Consider the following 22648-nt stretch of genomic DNA (forward strand, 5'->3'; position numbering starts at 1 on the left):
ATTTATTTCTTTACGAAAGCTTCAATTACTTCATTTATCTTTTCTTCTTCGGTCATTTCTTCAGCAAATAAGTGTTTGTACAATACTTTGTTGTCAACTTTTGCTTCTAGAGATAAATCTGTATCTCTTCCATACACTTCAGCCCATTTTTTACGAACTTTTGCCCATTTTTCTTGATACTTTTGCCACCAATCTGAAGCGCCTTTGCAACGACTATCAGCTACTTTTTTATAAACGTTATACCCTTTTTCGCTAGCAATAATAATATCCTCTTTTCCTTCTTCACGCACGACTTTTAAGTTATCCTGGTCATGAACCCAACCATCTTCTGTAATTTCATGTCGATTTCCACGAACCGTTACATTATAATCACTACGTTTCGTATATTCACGTCTAGGTAATGGTGCATCTGTAGTATTTTCCCAGTAGCTTTTTCCATCAACATGGACCCACGTTCCTGAACCTTCATAGCGAGGACTATCATCTACTTGAAATACTTTTTGTGTCCATTGTTTCTTTACGTTCGATTTAGGCTTATCTACAAAAACCCAGTTATTATCTCCATTATACATGTAAAAACCAGTGTTTTCATACAGCCAATCTTGCCTCCAATGTTTTACAATGTATGGTTTTGCAGGGTTTCCAACCTGTAATAAATGTTGAATTGAGATCTTATTTTTTTCATCTACGACAAGTTGTGCCCACTCCAATCCTTTATCCATTTTTGTCTTAGACGGTTTGTATAAAGAATCGTTGCTATACTGAAAAGTTTCAGCAAAATTAAAGGTAACTTCAAAACAACCGCACATTTCTTTAATGGCGTTCCTGTCTTTTTTCTTTTTGCTCTGTGCATTTGTATTCATAATAAATACAAGTGATATAACAAATAGTACTACGATTTTTTTCATTTTAATATTGATTAGTGTTAACAGAAAAATAATTTAAAAATTTATCTATACTTATTTAGATTGAATTAAAATAACATATATATTTGCGACAAATTTAATTGGAATGAGTCTAAATAAAAATTATTTCTACATTATTTTTTCACTTTTTTTAGTGAATATTGCTTTTGGTCAGCAAAAAGAGGAAACAGTCAAAGATTCTATAAAAGCTGAAAAATTAGAAACGGTCGTAATTACAGGGCAACACAATCCGCAATCGGTAAAAAAATCTGTTTTTGAAGTAAAAGTGATTAATAGAAAAGAAATTAAACAACGTGCAGCAAACAATTTGGCTGACTTGTTGAATCAATCCTTGAATATAAATATCATTCCGAATGCTTCTACAGGAAAATCGGGTGTTACATTATTTGGGTTGGATGCGCAATACTTTAAAATTTTAATAGATAATGTGCCTGTAATTAATGAGGAAGGCGTTGGAAATAATGTCGATTTAACACTGATAAACCTTGATGATATTGAACAAATTGAAATCGTTGAAGGTTCAATGGGCGTACAATACGGAGCCAATGCCGTTTCTGGAGTCATCAATATTATTACGAAAAAATCAGCCGCACAAAAAACACGTATTCGCGCGTATGTACAAGAAGAAACCGTTGGTAGTGAATACGAATGGTTTGATAAAGGACGACATATTCAATCTGTAAAAGTGGGACATAACTTCACAGATGAATTGTTTGGAGATATTACTTATACACGAAACGATTTTGGTGGTTTTTGGGACAATAGACAAGGAGAAGTGTATGATAGAAACGATGGATTGCGTGGGCACGTTTGGTTGCCAAAAGAGCAACATAACGCTAAGTTACTATTAAACTACAAAAAAAATGACTTTAATATCTTCTATAAGTTTGATTATTTTAATGAAAGCATTGATCGATTCAACTCAATTGTTGATTTAAATGAAAATCCTGCGACAGCAACAAGTGATCCGTTGGCTTTGGATGAAATTTACACAAATGAACGTATCATTCATCATTTAAATAGTAATGGAAAACTAGGGAAACAAGTCAATTTTAATATCTCATTATCATACCAAGAACAAACAAAAGACCTTGAAGCTTATACGTACCGAATTAGAAGTGATGAAAAATTAAATGTTCAAGAAGGTGAATACTTATCACGTTCAGCATTGTTTTCACGCGGGACATTTAGCAACTTAGTTCGAACAGAAAAGTTCAATTTACAAGCAGGATATGAATTTACGAATGAAAAAGGTTCAGGTTCTCCGTTGGCAATTACTATTGATCCGGCGGAAAGCACAGTTTCGCAGCGTTTGAGTAATTATGACTTTTTCGCATCCTCTGAACTCACGCTATCTGATCGTTTTTCATTGCGTCCTGGTGCACGTATTTCGTTTACCAACTTGTTTGACAATCAGTATGTATTCTCCGTAAGTTCTAAATATATTTTTAAAGGCGATTGGGAATTGCGTGGAATTGTAGGTTCATCAAACAGAACACCTAGTTATGATGAGTTGTTCACCTATTTTGTAGATGTAAATCACGATGTGCAAGGAAACCCAAACTTAAATCCTGAACGTGGTTTATCGGCGTTTTTACACTTAAAAAAACGTTTTTGGCTGGCAGATAATACTGTTCAATTAAAAAATAAAATAAGCCTTGCTTACTTAGACGTAAAAGATAGAATAGAACTCATTGTTATACAGCAAAACCCACTAGCATTTCAATATAACAACATCGATTCGTATAAATCTATTGGTGTATTTTTTGAAAATACGTTGAAATATAAAGAGCTACAAGCACAGTTAGGTTTCTCAATTTTAGGCGTTTCCAAAGTATTGGATAGCAATACAAGTTCAAACGACGATTTCCTATACAATTTTCAAGTAAACAGTAATATCAATTACCGTGTTCCGAAGTGGAATGCAACATTTGCTTTGTACTTCAAACATCTTGGAAAACAATATCAATTTGTAGAAAAAACAAATGCGGAAGGAAATCAAGAATTTGTTCGAGGAACTACTGACGCCTACAGTTGGACGGAAGCCACTGTGAAAAAAGGATTCTTTAACAATAAAATAGAAACCACATTTGGTGTTCGAAACTTATTTGATGTCACCAATGTAAATACAACTGCTGTTGAAGGAGGCGCACATAACGGACCGCCAACAAGTTTATTAATTGGATATGGAAGATCCTACTTTTTAAGATTAGCATACAACTTAAACCTATAAATCATGAAGACGAGATTAAAACAACTTTTATTGCTAGCATGCGCAATTTTTATCACTGCGTGTAGTGATGACGATAGCTTACAAAGCGATCCGTTTGTAGTAGCTTTTGAAAGTTTATCAAAGAATTTACAAGATATTGGAAATCAAGAGACAATTCCGTTGGTGTATTCAGAAACGGCAGTTCAAAATGGTTCGGTTACGATAGAATTATTACCAACAAATGCAGTATATGGAGAAGATTTTACCACAATTCCTGCAGCAATAAATAATACAATTGAAGTAACAATAACATCAGGAGAAGTTAAAAATGAAATTATATTCAACAAGCTAAGTGCTGCACTAGATGAAACAACTTTAATCAACTTTTCAATTTCAACTATTAATTATGATAATGCAAGTGTACAAGGAAATACGGAGTTTGTAATTAATTCGTCAGCAGCTTTAGGAGGAAGTATTTCACCTGAACTTGGTGGGCCAAATGAAGGAAATCAGGTATTTGTAGATTTAAGTAGTCAGAGTACCACATTAGCACAGCGCGATTCTTGGGATTTAGGATTTTATAATGGTAATGAATTTAGAGTTACTATTAATGGTTCTATTTATATGGCGGCAAAAGAACTTACTGTAACAGATATTGATGCAGTTACAGCGGCAAGTGTAACAAGTTTACAGCCACAAGTAGCCGTTGGAACATTTGATCCTTCAAATGCAGCCTATGTAGATGCACCAAACGGGAATATTCTGGAAACAGCTATCAATGAAATTTCTATCAATGATGCTGATAATAATGTGTATTTGATCAATTTAGGATATGAAGTTGGAACAGCCATGCCGACAGTTGGAAGTGTAGCTGTAGCTGGTGATCAAAGAGGTTGGAGAAAAATACGAATTCTCCGTAATGGGAATGATTATGTACTGCAATATGCCAATTTAGACGAAACTACGCATCAAGAAGTTATCATTTCAAAAGATACAGATTTCAACCTTACACATTTTAGTTTCAATACAAACAATGTGGTTTCCGTAGAACCTAAAAAAGATAAATGGGACATCAGTTTTACCGTAATGACCAACATATTACCAGGTGCAGGAAGTTATGGTTTCTCTGACTTTGTTACGCATAATAGAAAAGGCTCGGCAGTTTCATATCAAGTAAATATCGCAGATGTTTTATATGATGATTTTGAAGTGTCAGATGTTATAGAAACTAATTTCTTAGAAGATCAAACTACGATTGGAAGCACTTGGCGTGATGTATTCTCAGGGACGGCGCGTACAGATAGATTTTACATTGTTAAAGATCCAAACGGAAATATATACAAGTTAAAATTCTTGGGATTAACCAATCAAAATGGAGAACGTGGTTATCCTGAATTTGAATATCAATTACTACAATAAAATTAAAATTACTCAAACATTAAACTAAATTCAAATGAAAACAAAATTACTATTATTGTGTTTTTTAGTAGTAGGTTTTACTACATTAAATGCACAGGAAATTACAGTAAATACTAGTATGGGCGCTGGTTATGCGAATCAGGTGTATTATAAAATTAGTACAGAAACGGCAACTACGTTTGCAGCAAATTCATGGGATATTGCTTTTTTAAGAGAAAGTAATTTAAATCAGGCAATTCGTGTAAATGGCGGTATTGGAATTGAAGTGTTTGAAGCTTCAAATACCGCAAGTGATTGGAATACGATTGATATTTCAAATGAAAGCAATTGGACACAATTATACAACAGTGATACGGACTGGAATGATGGCGCTTTTATGAGAGGTTCTAACAATGCACCTCCGTTTGGTTTTGGTTGGGGAAGTTACAATCCTGTAACGCATCACATTACGGGAAGTATCATTTTTGTGCTAAAATATGCAGATGGAACATATAGAAAATTAATTGTTGAAGATTATTTTGGATCATACACGTTTAAATATAGTACGTGGACAGGAAGTGCTTGGAGCGCAGACCAAACAGCTACAGTAGCAAATTCGAGCAATCCAAATAATAAATACAATTACTATTCATTTACAACAGATTCTGAAGTTGTAGCTGAACCTGCAGTAACTGATTGGGATTTTGTATTTACACGTTATTATACAGAAGTTGCGCCAAATACTCAGTATTTAGTGACTGGAGTTTTGCATAGTAGTGAAGTAACTGTTGCTCAAAACGAAGAAGTAGGAGGAATGCCAGCAAACCCAACATTAGCATATTCAACAGATATCAATACAATTGGATATGATTGGAAATCATTTACAGGAATGGGCTTTAGTGTGAATTCTGATAGAGCATTTTATGTAAAATACGCTGATGATACTGTGTACAGAATCTATTTTACTGCTTTTTCAGGAAGTGGTGCTGGAGACATCACATTTAATCAAGAAGATGTTACAAGTTCATTAAGTGTTGCTGAAGTTGCTGAAGGTGTTTCTTTCGGAATTTACCCAAATCCATCTTTAGACAAGAAAATAAACCTTTTATATGATGTTGCAAAATTCAATGGAAATACAAATGAAGTTGCTATTTATACCACAACAGGTCAAAAAGTATATGGAACAACGTTACGCAATAACTCAGGTTTTTACAATAAACAATTAGACTTATCATCACTTGAAGCTGGAATGTATGTATTACAATTTAACTCAGGAAATTATAATGTTACTAAAAAAATTGTGTTGAGATAAAAAGTTCTCGATATAGTGTAGTTTGAAAGGCAAGCAATCTCTTTGTAATGAAGAGATTGCTTTTATGTTTATTATTTTTTAATGGACTGAGTGGAGTCGAGGTCTAACTAAATAATGCTTTCAATTCTGTAGCTTCATCTGGTTTCATCTTTCCAGCTAATACTAAACTCAATTGACGTCTGCGCAATGCACCGTCAAAACGTTCTTTTTCTAGCTTAGTTTCAGGAACTAATTCTGGAATTCGTACAGGTCGTCCCGTATCATCTACAGCAACAAATGTATAAATAGCTTCATTGGCTTTATCGCGCAGACCAGATTCACGATCTTCAATCCAAACATCAATATAAATCTCCATAGACGATTTAAAAGCTCTTGAAATATTTGCTTCTACCGTAACTACGCTTCCTACCGGAATAGAACGATTGAACGCTACATGATTCACAGAAGCCGTTACTACAATTCTTCTAGAATGTCTACGTGCGGCAATACTTGCAGCTCTATCCATTCGAGCTAACAATTCGCCACCAAATAAATTATTTAACGGATTTGTCTCACTTGGTAATACCAAGTCAGTCATAATTGTTTTCGATGATTTAGGATGTTTTGTTTCCATCATTACATTTTTTGCAAAGGTACATAGATTCGTATTCTAGGACGTTAAAAAATAGAATTAATTACAGAAACCATGGAAGTTTTACACATGTAAATTAACTAAAAAGAAAATAATCTATTTGTATCAACATCAACTCTTATAACACCAGATTTTGGATACAATAACCTGAACCCTTCATCCTCAAGTAAAGATGCTGAAAATTCATAGTTTTTTGATTTAATAACTAGTTTGTTTGTACGAATTACACGCCAAAAAGGAACTTTATAATCGATAGTATCAATTGAATAGTGTTCTGCAATTTTTTTCAGCGCATTTCCTGTTCGCATTGGGCATGCAACATCGGTGTCAAAATCGTTTGCCAAACGTTTAGAGAGTGTATCTATTGTTGCTATAGATCCTCTAGGAATTGTTTTTACAAGTGCTGTAATGGTTTCTATGGAAGGATGCAACATAGTCCCTTTTCCATAAAATTTCTCCATTTTGGATGGAATAGTTACTATTTTAGAAGGAATCATTTTTCGTATTTTTTATAAAGTTTAGAGGCGATCCAAGTACCTACAATCATTTCTAACCAACTTAATGGCAATGTTACCCAAAGCATATTCCATTCAGCCAATCCCATATTTGCTGTTGCAATCCAAAAGATCACAAAAATGGCTAACCATAGGATAGTTCCTGAAGCTAAAACGGAACGATTAGAATATCCAAAAACACGCGAGTACAACCAAAAGAAAAAAACAAGAATAGCTGTTAATAACGTATCCCAAAATCCCCAAATAGCAAAAATGGATACATCTATATCCGCAATACCTGATTTATGATCAAAAAATGATTGTGTACTAGGTACAACGAATATGAAATAACGGAAAATCTCTGAAATGTGAATCCAAATACTCGTTAATAAAGTGATGGTAATAAAATGTTTAAAGTTGAATTTTTCGAGGGTCATGTTTAGGTAAATGTTATGGTTTGTTGTAATTTTTTAAAGATTGCTTTAGGCGCTTCAACTTTAGGTACAGAACGATAAATCTCAATGGACTTTTCTAGTTTATCCAATCGTCCAATTAAATCAATACTGCGTTGTGAAAAACCTGCAAATCGTAAATCTTTTGGATTAATAATTTTTTGATCAATCAGGAAATCAATCTTTTTCTTGCAACGACAAGGATTTCTAGGATTCGCCAATCCACATTTGTTATTTAAAAAGTTGCGAATTTTAGTCCTTGATCGTGATAGTTTCTTCCTGAAATTATCAGAAGTAATCTCCATAATTTCGGAACCTTCTACGCTATTAAACTCAAGAATTTCCGATAGTATATATACCATTCTATCAACAGGATTCAAGCAAAGTAGTAAGCCTTGTGTGCAACTTACTTTTACTTCTTCTTCTAGCAGCGAGAGTTCGCCTTCATTGGAAGCATATTTTACCATATTGGAATGTCCATTATCAATTAATTTTGCATATTCTTCAAAAGGCATTGCAAATTCTTTGGCTTTTTTACTTTTATAGGTTACTAAATAATTTGTCGCAACTCTATATACCCAAGTAGTAAACTTACTTTTATGATTGTATGTGCTCAGATGCGTGATGACTTTGATGAGTATTTCTTGTGTAGCATCTTCAGCGTCTTGTGGATAAAGCAACATTTTTAAGGATAAGTTGTAGATATAATCCTGAATGTTCAAAGCGATTGCTTCCAACGACTTCCTATCACCTGCATTTGCTTTTTGTGCTAAAACTTCTAAAGTATCTTTCATATCTATTTATTTAGACATGGAAAAGATACAAAGTGTGACAACTTAAATAAAAATTGTTTTGTATAACATAAAAAAAGACCGCTATAAAAGCAGTCTTTTTAAATATATAATGTATTAAAAATTTTATTCTGTAACTAACAACCAAGCTTCTGGAGCTTCTGTTTGTTTAATTTTTGCTAATGCTTCACTAGCTTCTTCACGTGTTGAAAAACTTGCATATGATACTTGATGTAAACCATATCTGTTTTTTCCTAACAACTCAGCTTCAAAACCATTGGCTTGTAACTGTGAAATTTTAGTATGTGCATTTTCTTCAATTCGGAAAGCACCGGCAACTACATGATAGTTTTTAACTTCTTTAGCAACTTGTAAGGTGATTGAAGGCAATTCTACAGGATTGTTCCCGAAAAATGTTGCTTGCTGAATGTAATTATGAATAGATTCTTGAGCTTTACTTTGTTCTGCAACTTGTTGTTGTGATTGATATTCTCTAAAACCAAATACACTTGCGCTAAAAATAATAGCGGCTGCGGCTGCATATTTCCATGGAAAGCGAAACCCTTTGCGTTCTTCTTCCTCAGTAGCAACTAAAGGAATTACAGGTATTTCTTCTTCTACTGTAACTAACTCTGAAACTTCTTCTTTAGTAGTTTCTACAACTCTTGTAACTTCAGAAGAAACAAAAGAAGACAATCCAAAAGATGAGGTTAAATAGTTTAAATGATACGAAGGTTCAAATTGAATGTTTCCTTCAGTGTTTAAAGACAAATCACCAATGTTTTCAAGCGAAACAATTTCCTTATTTTCTAAGTTTTGTTTCCATGAAGCAACTTCTTTTTGCACTTTTTTCAATATACTCTCATATTCTTTTCCAGTAACATCAGCAATGTGCTTTACGAGCAATCCATCATTAGATGAAAGTTGCACATTAAAAGATACTACTTTTGATGGTGGATAAAATGCATTGGTGGTATGATGTACTTGTGCTCCTTTTCGTTGCGTTAAAAAAGCACCGAACTCAGGAATCATTACACATTCATATCTATATAAAAGGTCGCTTATGTATTTGTCTAATCTCATTAAAACAAAGTTAGAAAAAATATAAAACCAATGAAGTATCGGCGTAACTTTTTATTAACATTTAAAAACGCTGTAACTTTGATAGCTACATGTTAGCTTGCTATTCCACTGAAAAATAATTGATTTCAGTATGCGAAAACTTCTATAATTTATTGAACTCGATCAAATATTATATTATAAAAACACGACTTATCATTTTTTTTAATATTAATTTCTTACAATAGTTACACCCAGAATTTCTAATAAAAGGACTTACTTTAATAAAAGATTCAACCTATGGAAAATGGATCAATAGAAAAATGTATTCAGGAAAAACCATAATGTTGATGGTTTCCAACAGTCAAAATAATGAGCAGAAAGTTGGTTCGTATTCTTCTTCTTAAAAATACAATCCTTTATGATATTAAAATGAAGTGAAACTAAGGCTGATTTTGAAAAAAATCCTGTAACTTTAGTTTTGAAAATCAAAATTATATGAATTCTGAACAAGAATTAATTTATATATTGGCGCTTCAAAAAACAACCAATATAGGTGATGTTATTGCAAAAAAACTCATTAAACATTGTGGAAGCGCGGAAGCTGTGTTAAAAGAGAAGAAGCAAAATTTACTCAAAATAGACGGAATTGGAACACAAGTTTTAGCTAATATTAAAGATGGTAAAAATCTAAGATTGGCTGAAGCCGAATTGCAATTCATCCAAAAAGAAAATATACAAACGCATTATTTTTTAGACGAAAGCTATCCAAAACGTTTATTACATTGTGCCGACGGACCAATTTTATTATTTCAAAAAGGAAATGCAGATTTAAATGCTGTCAAAATGATCAGTATTGTTGGAACACGAAAAGCAACAACTTATGGATCTCAATTTTGTGAAAAATTAATTGAAGAATTAGCCGTTTTACGACCAACCATTGTTTCAGGCTTTGCTTACGGAATTGATATTGTTGCACAGCGTGCAGCGGTGAAGAATAATATTCCAACAGTTGGTTGTTTGGCACATGGTTTAAATCAAATATACCCAAAAGTACACCAACGTTTTATGCCCGCTGTCGAAGAAAATGGTGGTTTTGTTACTGATTTTTGGAGTACTTCAAATCCAGATAGAGAAAATTTCCTAAAGCGAAATCGTTTAATAGCAGGAATGACGCAAGCGACTATTGTTATTGAATCGGCTGAAAAAGGTGGAAGTTTGGTTACAGCGCATATTGCCAATTCATACAATAGAGATGTGTTTGCAGTCCCAGGAAGAGTTGGCGATTCGCAAAGTATTGGTTGTAATAATTTGATAAAACAACAACGTGCACATTTGCTTACTTCCGCTGCAGACATTGTATATCTTTTAGGATGGGATTTAAACGAAGCGATTCAAAAACCTGTGCAAAAACAATTGTTTATAGAACTTAATACAGAAGAACAATCAATTTATTCACATTTACAAACACAAGGGCAAACCATGTTAGATAGTATTGCGTTGGCATGTAAATTACCAATTCAAAAAGTAGCACCTATTTTATTACAAATGGAAATGAAAGGCGTTGTAAAACCATTACCAGGAAAAGTATTTGAGGCTGTGTAAATAGACCTTTTTTAAATAAAGAGTAGGTAAAATCTATACTAAAAACTATTTAATACTCCTTTTTTTAAACGAACACTTATCGGGATTTCATAATCACCAATAATAATTTGATTTTCTACAATTGCATCTACCTTATATTTTGATACAATGTATGATTTGTGTGTTTGAATAAAATGATCTTGAGGTAATTGATCTTTAAAACTCTTTAAAGACATTTGTGTAATAATGGTCTCTTTTTGAGTGATTACTTTGATATAATTTTGCAGAGCTTGTGCAAATAAAATATCATTGATATCTACTTTTTTAAGCTGTTTTTCACTTTTTAAGAATAAAACGTCATTTTCACTTTTATGAAGAAGGTAGTTATTTACTTTATGAACTGCTTTTAAAAAACGATTAAATGAAATAGGCTTGATTAAATAATCCAAAACATTATAAGAAAAACTCTCCAAAGCATATTCTTCATATGCAGTTGTCATAATCACCGAAGGAGGTTTTTTTAAACTTTTTAACCAATCAATACCAGATAGTAAAGGCATATTGATGTCTAAAAAAATCAAATCAATATGATTTTTTTCTAAATAGTGATTTGCTTGCAAAGCATTTTTACACAAAGCAATAACATGTAAAAATGAAATTTCGTTGCAATAATCAGCAATACCTGCTCTGGCAATAGGTTGGTCATCAATAATTAAGCAGTTGAGTTGTTTCATTTTTACTATTATAAACGAATGGATAAATTTACATTAAAAGTATTGTTGTTTGTATTGATATCGAGTTGATGCGTATCAGGATATAATAAAGATAAACGTTTTTGCACATTACTCAATCCAATCCCATTTGTTATATTTTCATTGCCTGAAAGATCAAAGCTGTTTCTAATAATTAGTGTAAGTGTTTTATTTATCTCTTTAACTTTTATCGAAATTAAATTAGTGCTTCCATCAATATAATTACTACAATGCTTAAAAGCATTTTCAACAAAAGGAATCAATAATAATGGTGCAATTTTTATGGCTGGATTTTCTGCTTCAATCACATAATCTAATCGAATATCTGAACCTCTATTTGTTTCTTCAATTTTGATATACTTTAGAATGTAATCCAATTCTTTTTCTAGTAAAATATGTGTGTTGCTTTCATACAATTGATAGCGTAACAACTCTGAAAACTGATGTAGCGTTTCTTTTGCTAAGTCATTATCTTTTCCAATTAAATGATACACGTTGTTGATACTATTAAACAAAAAATGAGGATTCAATTGTGCCTTTAAATATTTCAATTCAGATTTGTATGTTTCTTCTAAAAGCTTTTGTTTTACTTTTTCAGACTTTCTAAACGCTAACTTCAACGCATAATAAAAACCGGCAATGGTATATATTACATGCACCATAATACTACTTATAAAACCACATAAGTAAGGTTTGTTGATAGTGTAAACATCATATAGAATACTATCAAAATATGACTCGAGCAGTGAAATTACAATTATAATAGTGATTGTAATTATATAAAAATTCACCTTTTTTTTCTGTTGGTATACTTTTGTGTGAAGCCAAAAAACTTGTAAATAAAACAAAGCGGCATTAAAAAATAAACCGTACATATACGCATGCGTAAGACTTCCATCTGAAGCAGAAAAACCATTCCAATTAAAATCTGATCCAAACGCAACCAGCCAATAATTAAATAACCAAAATATAAGATGTCCTACTATAACGGGTAGATTGGATGGCTTCATGTTAAAAAATTTAACACAAAGAAACGTATAATTAATCTATTTAACACTTACTGTAACGTTGATCCTCAGATATGCAACGCTTGTCAACTTAATATTTTTTAAGATGCTCTTTTCTGTTGTTTTGTCTAGTAAAGTATAGCACTTTATCAATCAAAAATAAGCAAACAACGAAAGAACACTATGCGCTTTCGTATAAAAAAATGAATGTAGTAATGAAAAAAATAAATGTAATTCTAGGAGCACTATTTGCACTTTTCATCTTGTCTTGTAGTTCGGACAATAATAATGATGACAATGACCTTACGATATCGGAGGAAATCAAAGATTTAATTTATTTCAACGGAAATGAAAAAGCTAATACAGTTGTAATTAATATACAATCGGGATCTGATATAGAATTGGTAGCAGATGAGGTTGATTTTTTACGTCAGAATTTAATTGATACCAATTCCTTACTTGTTACTGTACATCAAGCACAAACGTTAAATCCAACCCTTGTTGATGGTGACGATATTTCACTTAATGAGGCAACTGCTATTAATATTGAAACTGTAGACATTCTATCCAGAGTTATTACATATTTCAAGGAACAAGGGCGCACGGTCCATATTTTTGGAGAGTCATTTGGAGCTTTTGTTACACAAGAACTTATTGCTGAAAAGGGGATGAATATTGCTGATAATTATTTAATTATGATCGGTAGATTAGATATGAATGATGTTATATGGCAAGGACTTTTAGAAAGAAGGTATGGATATTTTGAAAACGGAATCACACCAATTTTAGAAGATGAAGTAGCCGTAGATAATATTGAAAGAAATTTAGTGATGTTAGCAGCAGAGTTTGCCAGTAATAAGTACACGCAAAAATTAAATCAATTTCAAGACTTGTCTAAAATTACCTATATCTATGGAAAAGCGGATGAAGCAGTAGGTCGCCTTACAGAAAGTGAAGTTCAATTTTTAGCTTCTAGAAATGCAAATATCATAGTTGGTGAAGGCAATCATGACGAAACATTAAACCAGTTTATTTTTCAAGGTTTTGAAGAAGCATTTGGGATAGAATAATTCTACTTTTTAAATCTTTCTAAAAAAACAATCGTTTGAACCTTATCAAGTTATGATGAACACAAAATGCCTCTTTTTAATCCTTACTCTTTCTGTGTCAACGGTCTTTTCTCAAACAGAAACAAATTCTATGCTCAAAAAAAATAGCTTAGAATTTTCAACAGGCTATACTTTTGGAGTTTTAAAAAACTTAGCATTTGCGCCTGTTTCTCAGTATGATTATACTGCTGTGCATTATCAATTCAGTTACACACGGATTACGAAACGTGAAAAGTTGTTTCAAGTAGAATTCAATTATTTGAATTCAGCATTAGAATCAGACATAATTCCAGAACCTGATCCGGAATACTCAAAGTTAATTTTGAATATTTCTTCCTTAAAAAGAATCCATCATAAAAATAAACTCACTATTCATTTAGGTTTACAATCGCAAACTAATGTTTCTTCCTATTATGAATGGAAGTATTATGATTTTCAACAAAAATTTGGAATTGCAGCGCATTTCAACTATAAAATAAATAACAAACAATCGCTTTCTTCTAAAGTAACAATTCCAATCATACTTTGGAGAACGTCCACATTTGAAGAAAACTTTTATTCTTTAGGTAAATACCAAAGTGTTTTATGGAATACGACATATAAGTATGCACTTTCTAAACATTTTGATGTAAAAGCTAGATATAGTTTCAATTATGATAGACTCCAAATACCGAGTGCATACCAAGAATTGCAACATCAAATAAACCTTGGAATTAACTTTAATTTTTAATTATGAAACATATAAAATTAGTACTAATAACCTTGTGTATAGTAAGCATGGCAGCGTGTACAGATGCTTTAATTGGAGATGAAGGAAAACTAGATGAAGATATCTATTTAAATTATAAAACAATTACCGCATTAGAATTACCTTTTGATGAAGAATGGTTTGTTGTTAATGGTGGAAAAACACATAGGGAAGGAGCACATCATTTTATCAATCGTGGTGGAGGCGAACGCTATGCTATTGATTTTTTGATTGTAGAAGATACAATCGTTGGTGACGGAACTATTAGAAAAATACATTATTCAGGAGATTGGAAGCAGAATGAAAATCATTACTGTTTTGGTAAACGTTTAAATGCTCCTGGGAATGGAAAAGTGGTAAAAATTGTAAATGATGTTGAAGATAATTTGCCGGGAAATAAGAATAGAGATCAACCAGGAGGAAATTATATTCAGATTGATCATTTAAATGGAGAAACTTCCATATTAGCCCATTTAAAAAAAGGATCAATTATAGTTGCTGTAGGCGATATTGTTGTCAAAGGACAAGAAATAGGAAAAGCTGGAAATAGTGGTTCTTCTGATGTACCTCATTTACATTATCAATTACAAGGAACATCGGGCGATTTGGAATGGTTAGGACTTCCTGCCCAATTCCTCAATTATTATGAAGATGATATACTTGTAGGACTTGGAGAACCGATTAGAGGTCAAATAGTGAAAAAAAATTAACTTATGTTTAGATTGTATTACAGGTAACAATAATGATCTCATATCGTCATTAGTATAAATACTATAATTATGGAATTAAAAAAAATACAAAAAATAGGAGGGTTTTGCGCTATTCTAGAAGCGCTTATTTATATATCAGCTTTCATCATTTATGGAGGAGTTTTAGTATATCCTGAAGCAAATGCAAGTGCCATTGAAGAATTAAATTTTCTATCAGATAATTATACATTACTATCAATAGCAAACATTATTAGTTATGTAGTATTTGGAATTTTATTAGCAGTATTAGTTTTAGCAATTCATCATCGTTTAAAAAAACATGCACCAAACTTTTCAAAACTAACCTTCATTTTTGGAGTTATTTGGGTAGGATTGGTCATTGCTAGCGGAATGATTACAAACATAGGGCTTACTTCAGTACTAAAAACAGGAATTACAGATCCAGAAGCAGCAATGCAAATTTGGTCTAGCATTAGTATTGTGTCTGAAGGACTCGGAGGTGGAAATGAAATTGTTGGCGGCATTTGGGTGCTTTTTATCAGTATTATAGCTTTACGAGGAAAAGTGTTTTCTAAACCACTCATTTTTCTAGGAATATTTGTTGGAGTTGCAGGAATTTTAACGGTATATCCATTAGACCTTTTCACAGAAATTTTTGGAATTGGTCAAATATTTTGGTTTCTATGGATAGGAATTACCATGATGCGAAAACATACTATAGCAAACGAAGTGAACTTATGAAATATACAATCAATCAGAACATATTAGTTGTAATAATTACTACGCAAACTCTAAACTCAAAGTTTTTACAATGAATGTCCTTATCATATATTGTCATCCAAGTAAAACATCATATACCTATGAAATTTTACAATACTTAAAATCGACACTTGAAAAAGCACAAATTGATTTTGAGATTTCTGATTTATATGCAATGAATTTTCAAACAGATATGACTGCGGAAGAATATATGCGTGAAGGTTTTGCTAATTTGGAGTTGCCAATACCAGAAGATGTCCAAAAAGAACATCAAAAAATTGCAAAAGCAGATTGTATTATCTTCTTGTATCCTGTTTGGTGGAGTGACTGTCCTGCAAAATTAAAAGGTTGGTTTGACAGAGTGTATTCCGTTGGTTATGCATATGGTTATAATGTTGAATGTAAAACTCAAGTTATGAAAACAGTTCCAAAAGGAATTGTAATTTGTACTGCAGGGCATTCCAATGAGTTTTTGAATGAAATAGGAATAGCAGAAAGTATGCGAAACATTATGCTTGATGATAGACTTGGAAAAAGATTTGATAACAAAGAAATGATAATTCTTGGAGGAACAATAGATAAGGAAAAAGTAGCATCAATTCATTTAGAAACCATTCAGTCTATTGAAAAGAAAATACAAAACCAGTATAATTAATCTGACACTTAGTTAAAACACAAGAAAATGAAGCAAAGTTTAACATATTACCTCATGCTTTTGGTGATGAAGCTAAAAGGATTAAAAAAGAGTTTTAGTCAAGATCCAATTGATTATAAAAAAATAAGAAAAGAAGATGTTTACCATCCAAAAGGCAGTTTTTTTAAACAAAATATTATTAGAAGTTTTAATATTTCTAAATCACTAATAACGGAAATAGGAAAAAAGGAAAATACGAGTAAGCTTTTAATTTTTGTGCACGGTGGCGCATTTATTTCTGGACCAGGGCAACATCATTGGGATACTATAAAAGAAATTTCAAAACAAACAGATTATACAATTTGGATGTGTAATTATCCAAAAGCTCCTGAGCATAAAATCTCAGAAATCTCAGAAAACATAGATTTAATATACAATCGTGCTTTAAAAGAATATCAGCCAAATCAAATTTCTTTCATAGGAGGTTCTGTTGGTGGAACATTAATAACTGCGTTAATGCAAAGATTAATTGCCAAGAAAAAACAATTACCACATAAAATCATTCTTGTTTCACCTGTTATGGATGCTAGTATGTCCAATCCAGATATAGATAAAGTAGATCAAGTTGATCCCATGTTATCCAAAGTAGGTTTGGTAAGTGCTAAAAAGATGTGCGCTCAAGACAATGATCTAAAAAATGTATTGATGTCACCTATATATGGAAGTTTTGAGGAATTTCCTGAAACGATTTTATTTATTGCTGAACATGATGTTACATATCCTGATCAGAAAATACTAGTTGAAAAATTAAAACAAACTAACACGAAAATTACAGTAATAACAGGAAAAAACATGCCTCATATTTGGCCATTCCTTCCCGTTATGAAAGAAGCAAAAATAGCTTTGCATGAACTCATACAAACGCTTACAAACAAATAATAGAAACTAACTCTTTTATAAAAAGTTAGTTGCTATTACAATATAAAATTGAAGGAAATATATCTTAATACCCAACTTTCTTTCGAACTCTGGCTAAAACTTCATTAGCAACTGTACTTGCTTTTTCAGCACCAATAGCTAACGCATCATCAATTTCGTGTTTATTTTCCATATAATGATTAAAACGTTCGCGTTCTGTAGCAAATCGTTCAGCAATCAATTCAAATAAAGCTTGTTTTGCATGTCCGTATCCGTAGTTTCCACCTTCATAGTTTTGACGCATGGTAGCAATTTGCTCCTCAGTTGCCAATAATTTATACAAGGCAAATACATTATCTGTGTCTGGATCTTTCGGGTCTTCCATTGGAGTGCTATCCGTTTGGATGCCCATAATTTGCTTGCGCAATTTTTTATCAGTCTGAAAAATATCAATCACATTGTTTTTACTCTTACTCATCTTTGAACCATCGGTTCCTGGAATCAGTTTAGTGTTTTCTTGAATACGTGCTTCAGGCAATACAAAAGTTTCGCCTAATTTTTCATGAAAACGTGTAGCAACATTTCGAGTAATTTCTAAATGTTGTTCTTGGTCTTTTCCAACAGGAACAATTTCTGCATCATACAATAAAATATCAGCAGCCATCAACATTGGATATGTAAATAAACCTGCATTTACATCTTCCAAACGATCTGCTTTGTCTTTAAAACTATGTGCTAGCTTTAAACGATTGTATGGAAAAAAGCAATTCAAATACCAACTTAACTCGGTTACTTGTGATACATCACTTTGACGGTAAAACACGGTTTTATTAATATCTAAACCAAATGCAAGCCAAGTAGCTGCGGTTCTATATGTGTTTTCTCGTAAGGTATCTCCATCTTTTATCTGAGTAAGCGAATGCATGTCTGCAATAAAAAGAAAAGATTCATTTGCTGCATCTTGCGCCATTTCAATAGCAGGAACAATTGCACCTAAAATATTTCCTAAATGTGGTGTTCCTGTGCTTTGAATTCCTGTAAGTATTCGTGCCATTAGTAATTGTAATTATTGAATTTTAGCAAATGTAATTCTTTTGAAATCACCATTGAAAATTTCATAAAAATAATTTTTAAACGCATTTTCGAAACTTTAATGTATTTTTGAAGCTAATGATTACTTTCATACGAAACATAGGAATTCTATTGTGGCGCATTTGGTTTTACCTTTTGGTACTGATTCCTATACTTATATTTTTTCCTTTTTTATTACTATTTACGACAAGTGAAAAGTTTTACCCACAGTTTTTTTGGCTCGCAAGAAACCTATGGGCACGACCTATTTTATATGGAATGGGCTTTTTTCCAAAGTTTAAAAGAGAAGAAGAAATTGTAAAAGGAAAGAGTTATATGTTAGTGGCCAATCATACGAGTATGACGGACATTATGTTGATGTTACTAGCGTCTAAAAATCCGTTTGTTTTTGTGGGAAAAAAAGAACTTGTAAAGATTCCAATTTTTGGGTTTTTCTATAAACGAACATGTATTTTGGTAGATAGAGGAAGTGCTAGAAGTCGAAAAGCAGTGTATGATAGCGCTCAGAAACGATTGAATCAAGGAATGAGTATCTGTATTTTTCCAGAAGGAAAAGTGCCGGAAGAACATATATTATTAGACGAATTTAAAGATGGGGCATTTCGGTTGGCTATAGAACATGAAATTCCAATAGTTCCAATGACGTTTGCCGATAATAAGAAACGCTTTTCCTATTCGTTTTTTAGTGGATCTCCAGGAAGAATGCGTTTAACTATTCATAAGTTTTTATCAACTACAGGTTTAAAAGTAGAAGATAAAAAAGAAATGAGTAAAACAGCTAGAGAAATAATTTTGGCAGAACTTATAGCGTATGAAAATGAAAAACCGCTTTCTAACTGAAAACGGTTTCTCTGGTAAACATCACTGCTTTTAAAAGGTATCCGTATATACCTAACCAACTAAAAAACTAAAACCTAAAACTGACACCTGTATACACACCTACTGAATAGGGTTTAAAGTTGCCAGTATTTCCTGAAAACGTATTGAGTTGATATTTTAACATTGGTTCTAAATTAAACTCTAATTGATTGGAAAGCTTGTAGTCAATTCCAATTCCAATATTTGTGCTAAAACTCAAGTCGTTTATATTTGTTGCTTCTCCTAACTCGGTTGTAAGTGCTGGAGATTCTAATAGTAAACTATTTTCTGTTAAAAGTAATGTACTAACACCACCAATAACATTTACACCAATTTTCTTGTCAATTACTGCATATTTCAATTCAATAGGAACTTCAATAAAACTCATACGTTGATTCAAATTTCCTTCAATTTGTGCTTGACGAATAGAAGATTCTAAAATCGTTGGTACAAATTCATTATTAATTGCTACCTGCTGTCTGTCTTGAAGCCTAAAAGTTGATGCACTTTGCGCATAGGCAATGTTTGTAATGTTGTTAATACTATTTGTTCCTATGCTACTTCCGTCAGCAATGATTGCACCAGGACCCGTATTAATTGTCGGTACAAGTGCAACGTCTTGTGTGCTATAACTATAATCAACTTTATGAACTCCTGTACGAATTGTCAATCGTTTTGAAACGTCATAGCCAACATTTACACCAAAACTTAAGTTTACATCACCTGTTTTGGCATTATCGGCGAATGATTCTGAAATTGGTGAACCATTTACAAGTGTATTGTAATACACAGGTGAAGCATTTGGAGAAATTGTCCATCTCTTTAGATTTGCTTCGGCAACAGCCGTAGAATCTTTTTCTAAGGCATGCAAATCATTAATAACATCTAACAATGACTTTTTAATTTCGTCTTCTTTTTTGTTTTCATTTGTAGAAGCAATGGCTTCTTTTGTTGTATCTAACTCCGTAGCCGATTTTTCAGTATTTGAAGGAGTATTTGTTCCATCATTTCCTGAATTCGCAGTTTTTGTCTCGTTTTTTGTATTCTGTTGAGCAACAGCATTAGTCTTTACAGTTTGCTGTGTATTTTTTGTTTCGGCTGTAGCCGAACTATTTACGCCTTTTTTAACAGTATTTGAAGTAGAAGTATTTTTTGTATGCTCAGCAACTGAATCACTATATACATTATTCTTCGAATTTGTAGTATTCTGTGTTGTACTACCATTTTTGTTCACGCCTTTTGTGGTGGAAGAATTTTTATTAGTAGTATTGTTCGATATATTTGAACTTGTCCCTGCTACAGCATTTTTCTGTGAAATAGTTGTGTTGTTTTTAGTGCTATTTGAATTGTTTACACTAGATGTATTATTAGAAATATTGTTTGTATTTGAACTTGTATTAGCTACAGCTTTTTCTTGAGAAACAGTTGTATTTGTTTTGATACGATTTGAACGATTCGTACCATTATTAGTGTTATTTAGTAATTGTTGCGAAGTCGTATTTGAATTTGTGCCGTTTTCCTGAGTTGCTACTGCATTTTGTAGCGCACTTCCTTTTTGCACACTTTTCTTTACACTATTTTTATTATTTGTATCACTATTGTTGAGGTTTTGCTCATTGGCAATACGTTCTTTTTGTTCAAGTGTTTTATGTTGCGAATCGTTGTTGTTTTGTAAATTTTGTTTTTCTGTAGTAGATTCATTTCCTGTTACTTGTAAATCGGATGATGTTCCAGAAGTATTGCTGGTATTAGTAGATGAATTACCATTGGTGGTTGTGTTATTAGTAGTAGAAGTAGTCTGATTGGTAGGATCAATTATTTCTTCAGAATTATCAATAAACTGATTTCCGATAAAAAATAATAACAGCAAAGCCGCGGCAACACCTGCAATTTTATACAACCAAGGTAAAAACACGATACCTTCTTTTTTCTTGTCTGCTTTTGGAGAATTTTCATCTAATTGCGATGAAATTTTATCCCATAAAGCAGCATCGGGCTTAGCTTCAAAGTCTTTGAAGGCTTCCCGAAATAAATTGTCTATATTTTTTTGATCACTCATTTATGGCGATTTTTTTTTTATACGCTTCTACCTTATTCTTTAAAATCATTCGAGCTCTTGCCAAGTTCGATTTTGATGTTCCTACGGAAATACCCATCAAATCGGCAATCTCTTGATGTGAATAATCATCAAGTACGTACAAATTAAATACCAATCGATACCGATCAGGTAATTCTTGTACAATTCCTAAGAGGTAATCTATGGAAACATCTTCTTCATATACTGTTACTGGTCTATCTTCCAGTACATTTTCATTTATAACTTCGAAAACACCTTTACTTCTGTATTTTTGAAGTACGGTGTTTACGGTAATTCTTCTGAGCCAACCTTCAAAAGAGCCTTTAAAATTATATTGGCCAATTTTTTTAAAAATAACCATAAAACTATCCTGCAGATTATCTTCCGCCTCTAGTTTGTTCCGAGAGTATTTCAAGCTAGTAGCGTATAGCTTTTGGGAATATAAGCTGTACAAATGTGCTTGTGCCTGTCGGTCATTATTCTTGCAATTATGTATGAGTTGCTCTAAACTCACTAGGTTTGTTGGTTTTAATAGCCTAAAAACTTAATTGTTTACAGGTATTTCATATTCTAAATACATATCTTGTCCATTATCATTTTTTCCTTGCCAAAACTTAAATGTGTACGGATTTGAATCCAATACATTGAAATTAAAAGTCTGTGTTTGAAAATTATCTGTAAGAGTTGTACAATCTCCAGTTGTAACAAGTGCGACAACGGCAATTGTTCGTACATTATTAGACTCGGCTACATATTCAAGATTATTGAATGAATGACAATCCGTCGGTCGTTTGTAAGTAACAGAAATAGTATATGTTTCTCCTAAATTGAATTCCATAGGAATAATTACATTTTCAATAGGAATAGGCTCAAATTGAACAACAACTGCATTGTCATCAACTGAACAAGATGTAAGTACTGTAAAACAGGTAAATAGTGCTAAAAATAATATCTTTCTCATAATCAAAAATAAAACTACTTTCCAAGTAGATGTGAATTTTATAAAAAGGTTGCGTCTAAAAATAAAAAAAATCCCGAGAAGGGATTTTTTTACTCGATACTCGAGATTTAAAATGTTACGAGGCTTGCCTCGATATTTTATGTAAATTCCTTATGTATAACTTA

At 32.2% G+C, this 22648-nt stretch carries 23 protein-coding genes; 11 read left to right on the plus strand and 12 right to left on the minus strand.

The window, feature by feature from the left end; translation table 11 throughout:
• Positions 1–2 precede the first annotated feature (2 nt).
• Positions 3–908 carry a DUF6607 family protein gene (locus Q0828_RS04810; protein WP_298418157.1) on the minus strand — a complete coding sequence of 302 codons (906 nt, stop codon included), beginning with the start codon at positions 906–908 and terminating at the stop codon, positions 3–5.
• A 103-nt stretch (positions 909–1011) separates the two neighbouring features.
• Here Q0828_RS04810 and Q0828_RS04815 point away from each other — a divergent pair, with 103 nt between their 5' ends.
• From Q0828_RS04815 to Q0828_RS04825, 3 genes are read left to right on the plus strand one after another with little or no spacing between them, the layout of a single operon-like run.
• A complete protein-coding gene (locus tag Q0828_RS04815; RefSeq protein WP_298418159.1) occupies positions 1012–3159 on the plus strand; it encodes a TonB-dependent receptor plug domain-containing protein in 2148 nt (715 codons plus the stop codon).
• Between the two features lie 3 nt (positions 3160–3162).
• On the plus strand, positions 3163–4557 hold the full coding sequence (locus Q0828_RS04820) for an HmuY family protein (RefSeq protein WP_298418161.1): 1395 nt from the start codon (positions 3163–3165) through the stop codon (positions 4555–4557).
• Between the two features lie 34 nt (positions 4558–4591).
• The gene (locus tag Q0828_RS04825) at positions 4592–5848 is read left to right on the plus strand and encodes an HmuY family protein (protein WP_298418163.1); all 1257 of its coding nucleotides are present in this window, start codon (positions 4592–4594) and stop codon (positions 5846–5848) included.
• A gap of 103 nt (positions 5849–5951) precedes the next feature.
• On the opposite strand, the gene Q0828_RS04830 is transcribed toward Q0828_RS04825, so the two are convergent.
• From Q0828_RS04830 to Q0828_RS04850, 5 genes are all read right to left on the minus strand, one after another.
• On the minus strand, positions 5952–6461 hold the full coding sequence (locus Q0828_RS04830; RefSeq protein ID WP_298418164.1) for an acyl-CoA thioesterase: 510 nt from the start codon (positions 6459–6461) through the stop codon (positions 5952–5954).
• A 98-nt stretch (positions 6462–6559) separates the two neighbouring features.
• Complete coding sequence (locus Q0828_RS04835; protein WP_298418166.1) at positions 6560–6976, minus strand: MGMT family protein; 417 nt, start codon at positions 6974–6976, stop codon at positions 6560–6562.
• The gene (locus tag Q0828_RS04840; protein WP_298418168.1) at positions 6973–7410 is read right to left on the minus strand and encodes a hypothetical protein; all 438 of its coding nucleotides are present in this window, start codon (positions 7408–7410) and stop codon (positions 6973–6975) included. Before Q0828_RS04840 ends, Q0828_RS04835 begins: the two co-directional genes overlap by 4 nt.
• A 2-nt stretch (positions 7411–7412) precedes the next feature.
• Positions 7413–8219 (minus strand): RNA polymerase sigma factor, encoded by an 807-nt coding sequence (locus tag Q0828_RS04845; protein ID WP_298418170.1) that lies wholly within the window; start codon positions 8217–8219, stop codon positions 7413–7415.
• Positions 8220–8342: 123 nt separating this feature from the next.
• Positions 8343–9299: an SPOR domain-containing protein gene (locus Q0828_RS04850; protein WP_298418172.1), complete on the minus strand. Its 957-nt coding sequence runs from the start codon at positions 9297–9299 to the stop codon at positions 8343–8345.
• A gap of 474 nt (positions 9300–9773) precedes the next feature.
• Between Q0828_RS04850 and dprA the strand changes: the two genes are divergently transcribed.
• The gene (gene dprA / locus Q0828_RS04855; protein ID WP_298418173.1) at positions 9774–10880 is read left to right on the plus strand and encodes a DNA-processing protein DprA; all 1107 of its coding nucleotides are present in this window, start codon (positions 9774–9776) and stop codon (positions 10878–10880) included.
• A 38-nt stretch (positions 10881–10918) separates the two neighbouring features.
• Here the strand turns inward: dprA and Q0828_RS04860 are convergent, their stop codons facing one another.
• The gene (locus Q0828_RS04860) at positions 10919–11593 is read right to left on the minus strand and encodes a LytTR family DNA-binding domain-containing protein (protein ID WP_298418175.1); all 675 of its coding nucleotides are present in this window, start codon (positions 11591–11593) and stop codon (positions 10919–10921) included.
• Between the two features lie 8 nt (positions 11594–11601).
• A complete protein-coding gene (locus tag Q0828_RS04865; protein WP_298418177.1) occupies positions 11602–12621 on the minus strand; it encodes a histidine kinase in 1020 nt (339 codons plus the stop codon).
• Between the two features lie 212 nt (positions 12622–12833).
• Between Q0828_RS04865 and Q0828_RS04870 the strand changes: the two genes are divergently transcribed.
• The 6 genes from Q0828_RS04870 to Q0828_RS04895 all read left to right on the plus strand — a co-directional run bounded on the left by Q0828_RS04870 (position 12834) and on the right by Q0828_RS04895 (position 17517).
• Positions 12834–13688, plus strand: coding sequence for a hypothetical protein (locus Q0828_RS04870; protein ID WP_298418178.1), 855 nt, complete (start codon positions 12834–12836; stop codon positions 13686–13688).
• 130 nt (positions 13689–13818) lie between these two features.
• Positions 13819–14457, plus strand: a complete 639-nt coding sequence (locus Q0828_RS04875; RefSeq protein ID WP_298418179.1) for a hypothetical protein — start codon at positions 13819–13821, stop codon at positions 14455–14457.
• Between the two features lie 2 nt (positions 14458–14459).
• Entirely contained in the window at positions 14460–15185 is a 726-nt protein-coding gene (locus Q0828_RS04880; RefSeq protein ID WP_298418180.1) for a M23 family metallopeptidase, read from the plus strand.
• 69 nt (positions 15186–15254) lie between these two features.
• Complete coding sequence (locus tag Q0828_RS04885; protein ID WP_298418182.1) at positions 15255–15926, plus strand: hypothetical protein; 672 nt, start codon at positions 15255–15257, stop codon at positions 15924–15926.
• 70 nt (positions 15927–15996) lie between these two features.
• Positions 15997–16599: an NAD(P)H-dependent oxidoreductase gene (locus tag Q0828_RS04890; protein WP_298418184.1), complete on the plus strand. Its 603-nt coding sequence runs from the start codon at positions 15997–15999 to the stop codon at positions 16597–16599.
• 27 nt (positions 16600–16626) lie between these two features.
• Complete coding sequence (locus Q0828_RS04895; protein WP_298418186.1) at positions 16627–17517, plus strand: alpha/beta hydrolase; 891 nt, start codon at positions 16627–16629, stop codon at positions 17515–17517.
• A 64-nt stretch (positions 17518–17581) separates the two neighbouring features.
• Here the strand turns inward: Q0828_RS04895 and trpS are convergent, their stop codons facing one another.
• Positions 17582–18550, minus strand: a complete 969-nt coding sequence (trpS, locus tag Q0828_RS04900) for a tryptophan--tRNA ligase (protein ID WP_298418187.1) — start codon at positions 18548–18550, stop codon at positions 17582–17584.
• A 116-nt stretch (positions 18551–18666) separates the two neighbouring features.
• Here trpS and Q0828_RS04905 point away from each other — a divergent pair, with 116 nt between their 5' ends.
• On the plus strand, positions 18667–19428 hold the full coding sequence (locus Q0828_RS04905) for a lysophospholipid acyltransferase family protein (protein WP_298418189.1): 762 nt from the start codon (positions 18667–18669) through the stop codon (positions 19426–19428).
• A gap of 67 nt (positions 19429–19495) precedes the next feature.
• On the opposite strand, the gene Q0828_RS04910 is transcribed toward Q0828_RS04905, so the two are convergent.
• Genes Q0828_RS04910 through Q0828_RS04920 form a run of 3 tightly spaced genes read right to left on the minus strand, consistent with a single transcriptional unit; the run spans position 19496 to position 22484 of the window.
• Positions 19496–21505, minus strand: a complete 2010-nt coding sequence (locus Q0828_RS04910; protein WP_298418190.1) for a hypothetical protein — start codon at positions 21503–21505, stop codon at positions 19496–19498.
• A complete protein-coding gene (locus tag Q0828_RS04915; protein WP_298418191.1) occupies positions 21498–22037 on the minus strand; it encodes a sigma-70 family RNA polymerase sigma factor in 540 nt (179 codons plus the stop codon). Before Q0828_RS04915 ends, Q0828_RS04910 begins: the two co-directional genes overlap by 8 nt.
• 30 nt (positions 22038–22067) lie before the next feature.
• Entirely contained in the window at positions 22068–22484 is a 417-nt protein-coding gene (locus Q0828_RS04920; RefSeq protein ID WP_298418193.1) for a hypothetical protein, read from the minus strand.
• Positions 22485–22648 lie beyond the last annotated feature (164 nt).

Source organism: uncultured Kordia sp., assembly GCF_947496985.1.
Classification (GTDB): Bacteria; Bacteroidota; Bacteroidia; order Flavobacteriales; family Flavobacteriaceae; genus Kordia.